The following is a 6,280-nucleotide window of genomic DNA, read 5'->3' on the forward strand; positions in this document are numbered from 1 at the left end:
TATTATTCTTCTTCTGTTTTTTCTCTCAGCAGATAATCCACATCTGCATCAATGATTTCCAGCATCTTGTCTGCTACTGCCGGGTCGAATTGACTTCCCTTCTGATTTTTAATTTCTGCACGAACCTGAGCCTGTGGCAAAGAACTTCGGTAACTTCGGTTTGAGGTCATTGCATCGTAGGCATCTGCTACGCTGATAATTTTTGCATATTCGGGAATAGCTGCGGCAGTAAGTCCATCCGGATATCCTGTGCCGTCAATCCGTTCATGATGCCAGCGGACACCGTTTTTAAGATTGGGAAGAATCGAAATACTTTTCAAAATCTCATATCCAATCTGGGGATGCTTTTTAATTTCTGCATATTCTTCATCAGTCAGTTTATCCTGTTTATTGATAATCCAGTCTGGAATACCAATCTTACCAATATCATGAAGCAGGGCAAAAAGATAAATTTTCTGCTGTTCTTTCTCATCCTTTCCAAGAGCAGCTGCCAGCATTTTTGAATACTCCGCTACCCTTCTGGAATGTCCGCTTGTATATTTATCTTTAGCATCAATAGTTGTAGCAAGGGCCTGGGTAAGTTCAATAAGCAGTTTTTCAGAATTATTTTTTTCTTCCTTCAGTTCCTTTGTCCGCTCTTCTACTTGCTGCTGCAGACTGTTCTGTAATTCAATCAGATTATTAAAAAGTATATTTCTATTGCTTTCAACCTTTGACAGGCGAAGCTTTATGATTATCGCGAAAATAAACTCAATCATATAAAGCAGAGGAAAACGAACCCGCATTGTATCTGAAAACTGATAACAGAAATGATAAAGGGGTGTCCAGAAGCCTAATATTACCAGAAGAATATAAACAGAGTTTACTATATAAAACACCCTTTTTTGATTAGCAAAAAAAGTAAAAAGTGAAATTATACACATCCAGAAAATACCAAAACCTTCCTGCCCACCGGTAAGCAGAAAAACAATTTCCATTACAATACTAAGAATGTATCCTAATACAAGAAAGAAGTGAGGCTTTTTGCTTATCAGAGTTACAATAAAAGAAATAAGAAAAAGAGGGCCATAAGTCAGACTGACAATAACCATTGCATGATTGCCCTCAATATGAGTGGTTATGGCCATAATAACGCCCAGCACAAACATAGTAGCCGAAACAACCTTAGCAAGCAGCAGTGTCATTTTGTCATCAGATAAAAATTTTTTTTTTAATTCGTCTGTTGTAGAAATCTCTTTAGTATCTGGCATATTGATTTAATTATAAACGATAAAACTTGACAATTCAAACAATAACGATATATTTATTTTTATGTCGGAAAAAAGAAATCTTGCACAATCTGTAGCTGCATTTACAAAAAAGTTTTCAAAGCTTAATGATGAAGATAAAGAGCTGCAACAGACTCCCCTATCTAAAGACAAAATTCTCCAGGAAGAAATAAAGCTCCGTGAAGCAGAAAGAGAAGAGAGCTTGCGTCGTCGTTTTTCTGATTTTATGGAGCCTCGCACTCAGGACATTGAACAGGACGAGGAAAATCTTTTACAGGCTTACCAGCTTTTCTGCAAACTCCAGGACCTATGTGAGGCCACTAAACAAGAAAAGTCCACTGCACGACTTCACTCCCTTAAAATTGAAAGCCCCCTCTGCAAACGTGATGATTACACTCTCAGCGAGAATATGGCATTTTTGAGACTCTGGTTTTTGCAGACAAATCCGGATGCAAATGTTGTACCGGAGTTTATACGAGACGAAAACGGACTCTTTTACCTTGAATTTACAGACAAAGAACTTTGGACTCCAAACAGTCTAGAGAAAGAGATTACCACACTGATTGGGAATTACTAACGTAATTCCATATTAAATTATATAAGATTTTGCGTTAGCAAAATCAAATCCGTGTGGTGATTAATTTTATATCAGCACACTTCTTATATTGATTAATTTTTCTTTTTATATTATATTATCTCTCACATTATTTTTTTAACGACGGAACCACCGGAAAAAGGAGGTGAATACAGTATGGCAACAATCATGGTTGATGATTCAGAAAACCTTGAAAAAGCAATCAAACGCTTTAAGCGCATGGTTGAAAAAGAAGGCATTATCCGCGAATACAAAAAGCGCGAATACTTCGAAAAACCTTCTGCTACCCTCCACCAGAAGAAGACTACTCTCGAGAGAAAGCTTCTTAACAAGAGACGTAAGACAGAGAAGAAGGACTACTAGTTTAGTTCTCTAATAACAAAGCCCGGCTTAACACCGGGCTTTATCATTTAACCATCCTATACCTTAAACAAATCTATCTGACCGCCAATCTGACCAACCGCAGCCTCAACACTGTTTGCAATTTCAGAAAGCGCATTACTTGTTTCCTTAATATCACCGGCACTCGAAGAAATCTTATCCATACTATCCCGGATTACTCCGGTAGTATTTCGCAGCTGATCAATTTCAACAAGAATAGATTTATTACCTTCGGCCATTTCGTGAGAAGCAGCCCTAACCTCACTTGTATTGTCATTCATAAGCTTAAGTGCATCACCAATCTGCTTGGAACCTTCCTGCTGTTCTTCCATAGCACCCTTAATCTGAAGCACCAGCTGCTGGGTCTGGGTAATGGAATTACTTACTTCCACGAACATATCTGTAGAAGCCTGAGAAGCACTTACTACATCATTAATAGAACCTTCAATCTTCAAAAGCTCCTCGCGGATTGTCTTAGACTGAGCACTTGAAGTTTCAGAAAGCTTACGAATTTCATCGGCAACAACAGAGAAGCCCTTTCCGGCCTCACCCGCATGAGCCGCCTCAATAGCTGCGTTCATAGCAAGAAGGTTTGTCTGGCCGGCAATATCACTGATTGTCTTATTGGCAGTCTGCAGGGCTTTAGACTGTTCTTCAATATTACGGATTCGCTGGTTTACATCATTCTGGCGCTGAATACCGGCTTCTGTATTCTGAATAAGAGCATCAAAAGACTGGGCCATATATCCGACAGAATTGTTTACACTGCTGATATTTCCAATCATCTCTTCTACGGCAGCACTTGCTTCTACTACACCACTCGACTGAGTTTCAATCATATTCTCAAGAGACTGAATGTTCTGGGCAATCTCTTCTACAGCACTTACTGTCTGAGATACGCTGTTTGCCTGATTTTCAACCTGAGATCCAATATCATTCAAGTCTCCAATGATTGCCTCTATAGACTGACCATTTTCTCCAATACGCTGCTGAAGTCCTAAGTTTACGTCTCCAAGGATTTCCTTTGAATCCTTAACCCCGCCGATAATTGTACGAAGTTTTTCCATAAAGGCATTAAAGCCGTCCCCAAGAGCACCAATTTCATTATTGCTTTTTACAACAATCTGTTGTGTAAGGTCAGCCTCTCCCGAAGCAATATCATGAATAGATTCCTGCACTATCTTAAGAGGTTTTACTGCAGCAATCATCATCAATGAACATGCGACAGAAACTATTATTCCTACAAGAATACTGATAATGAGAATGATGGTTCTCATTTTATTACCAACCGCTTCAATCTGCTTTTGAGGAATTGTCAGAATTGCAGACCAAGGTGTTCCCTGAACCGGGGCATAAGAAGCAAAGGTAAGTACACCATTCGGATCCCTGTAATAACCTTCTCCCGACTCTCCGGCACAGGCTTTTACTGCAATTGTATCAAGCCCGGAAAAGCCCGCCTTATCACTGTAAGAAAGGTCCATATATTTACTCATACCACGGATATGAGAAATAAGAACTCCGTTAGAACCGACAAGAATCGCCTTTCCTTCCTGCCCCATAGAAAGCTCACTGACCATCTTATCAATTTCATTAAGCTTAACCGCGCCGGCAAAAACACCAATCAGACTACCTGCCGCATTATAGGCTGGTCTTGCAATGTAATAGCAGACACTTCCATCGACCTGAAAATCAATATCCGAAACATAAAGCTCTTTTTTATCATTCATGATAGAACGGAAAAAAGGCTTGGAAATTACAGTCAGAATTCTTCCGTCACTTGCATAACCAACCCCATCCGGAGTACAGAACATAACATAATTAAACAAAGGATTTCTGATATTTTCATGTGATAAAAGCCATGCAATAATACGGTCTGCATTACCTGCCTTCGTAACATCATTATCAGAATAGATACGAAGATCATTTACAAGAACCTCATTCCAGTTCTGAATTTTTCCTGCATCCTCGGTAATTACCTTCTCACTGAAGTCTGAATAATCTCTCTGAGAATAGGCTTTTACACTCTTTACAATAAAGATATTCTGAAGCACAAATGACACAACCAGAATCGCAAGAATATAAAGCGAGAACTGCATAGCCAGATGAGCATATTTTCTTTTCTTAGTTTCTTCCATAAATAATTCCTCTCTTTCGCTTTATTTTGTTGTGTTTTTGTATATCTTATTGATAGCTACAGCATGGAAGGCAACGCCCTTAACATTGCTCTTAATAAGATTTGCATTACATTTCTGATAGACCGGCGAAATAGCAGCATCATCCATAATCATAATTTCTGCCTGCTTCATTGCAGCCCAGCGTTCAGCAATCTTTGTACAAAGCTCACCGTCTGTACAGCTTGCAATAAGGGCATTGTAGGCAGGATTAAAATAGTTACCCATGTTGTTTGAGTTACCGGTTACCCACATTGCAAGATAAGTCATAGGATCTGCATAGTCTGGTCCCCAGTTATTAAGTCCAAACTGGAATTGGCCGGAACTCATAATTTTTCGTCTTTCCTTCTTTTCTACAGATCTGATATTAACTTTTATTCCATTGAGATTTCTTTCAAGCTGTCGTTTCATTGATTCACAGCAGATTATCTGAGTTTCGCCATCAGCAGTAAGAAGCTCCACTTCAAGACTTTTCTTTCCAAGTTCTTTCTTGGCTTTTTCAAAATAGTCACGGGCTTTGGCAGGATTATAAGAACATACATCCGGGAACTCTACTCCGGCCGGAGTAAAGTCCTGACCAGTCTGAGAAAAAGCAAATCCTCTTGGAATTGCTCCATAAGCTGCGGCTGAACCATCTGCCATTTCTTTAGCAATCAGTTCCCGGTCTATACCATTGGCAATTGCCAGACGAAGATTTTTATTTGCAAATAAAGGATCATCAAAATTAAAGGTTAAGAAATAAAGGAAGCCTGAATCTACCGGCTTAAACTCAGGAGAGTTCTGCATCTGAACAACCGCATCACCAGAAAGTTCAACAAAATCAAGCTGACCACTCTGATATTTTTTCAGAGCCTCCTCTCCACTGTTTATAACCTCATAATGAATTCCGCCAAGCTTGATTTTTGCTGCATCATAATAGGCTGTATTTTTAATAAAGGAAATTGATGTAGCGCCAACCTTATAATCTGTAAGAAGGAAGGCACCATTAGAAAGGCAGGTCTCAGGACTTGTTGCATATTTGTCGCCGCATTTTTCTATAAAAGTCTGATTTGCCGGATAGAAAGTACAGAAGTAAAGCAACTGATCAAAGTATGAAACAGGAGTCTGAAGTTCAACTTCGAAAGTGTAATTATCTCTTGCACGAACTCCCAGCTGATTTGGCTCCATCTGCCCTGCTTGAATTGCAGTTGCATTTTTTATCTGGGCTATATCACTAATCATAAAAGCATATTCAGATTTTGTTGCCGGATCTATAGCTCTCTGCCAGCCATATACAAAGTCATGTGCTGTTACAGGCTCTCCGTTTGACCAGTAAACATCATCACGCAGCTTAAAGGTATAATGAAGGCCATCCGGAGAAACCTGCATCTCCTTTGCACAGGCATATTTTACAGAACCATCATCGGCCATCTGCATAAGACCATCAATCATATTTCCAATGAGTTCAAAAGAAGTTGCATAGACAGAAACCTGCTGATCCAGAGTATCAATTGTGGCATCCAGCGATACGTTTAAAATTGGTCCGCTCACCTTTTTTTCCGGCAAAGGACCTCTGCCCTGCTGCACCACAGGTGATTTTCCACATCCTAAAAGCAATAGAGACAAAACAATCCCTAAAGCACAACTGTTCATATGCTTCATACAATTCTCCTGCATACTTAAAAAGAGTAAATCTGATTTTTAATTGATTTTTATAATAAACGTTTAAAGGATTTTTTAATTATAACACGGTATTATACAGGTAGCAAATAATTTTCAGTTATATAAAAATATTGTAAGCAGTAAAATATAATGTCGTCAAAATAAAAGAAAAGGTTTCTTTGAACTGTTATAATTTTGTTACCACACAAAAACAATAACGGAGG

Annotated in this window: 5 protein-coding genes; 2 read left to right on the top strand and 3 right to left on the bottom strand. The window is 38.9% G+C overall.

All coding sequences use genetic code 11. The features are described 5' to 3' along the window. Positions 1-2 precede the first annotated feature (2 nt). The gene (locus G626_RS17115; RefSeq protein WP_022931058.1) at positions 3-1,250 is read right to left on the bottom strand and encodes an HD-GYP domain-containing protein; all 1,248 of its coding nucleotides are present in this window, start codon (positions 1,248-1,250) and stop codon (positions 3-5) included. Between the two features lie 61 nt (positions 1,251-1,311). Here G626_RS17115 and G626_RS0101680 point away from each other — a divergent pair, with 61 nt between their 5' ends. Both G626_RS0101680 and rpsU read left to right on the top strand, forming a co-directional pair. Continuing rightward, positions 1,312-1,845, top strand: a complete 534-nt coding sequence (locus G626_RS0101680; RefSeq protein WP_022931059.1) for a hypothetical protein — start codon at positions 1,312-1,314, stop codon at positions 1,843-1,845. Between the two features lie 174 nt (positions 1,846-2,019). Further along, on the top strand, positions 2,020-2,226 hold the full coding sequence (gene rpsU, locus G626_RS0101685) for a 30S ribosomal protein S21 (RefSeq protein WP_022931060.1): 207 nt from the start codon (positions 2,020-2,022) through the stop codon (positions 2,224-2,226). 56 nt (positions 2,227-2,282) lie between these two features. On the opposite strand, the gene G626_RS0101690 is transcribed toward rpsU, so the two are convergent. Both G626_RS0101690 and G626_RS14995 read right to left on the bottom strand, forming a co-directional pair. After that, on the bottom strand, positions 2,283-4,379 hold the full coding sequence (locus G626_RS0101690) for a methyl-accepting chemotaxis protein (protein WP_022931061.1): 2,097 nt from the start codon (positions 4,377-4,379) through the stop codon (positions 2,283-2,285). Between the two features lie 21 nt (positions 4,380-4,400). Next, complete coding sequence (locus G626_RS14995) at positions 4,401-6,056, bottom strand: peptide ABC transporter substrate-binding protein (RefSeq protein ID WP_033421516.1); 1,656 nt, start codon at positions 6,054-6,056, stop codon at positions 4,401-4,403. Positions 6,057-6,280: the final 224 nt, after the last annotated feature.

The sequence above is a fragment of the Treponema bryantii NK4A124 genome (genome assembly GCF_000421345.1).
GTDB classification, from domain to species: Bacteria; Spirochaetota; Spirochaetia; order Treponematales; family Treponemataceae; genus Treponema_D; species Treponema_D bryantii_B.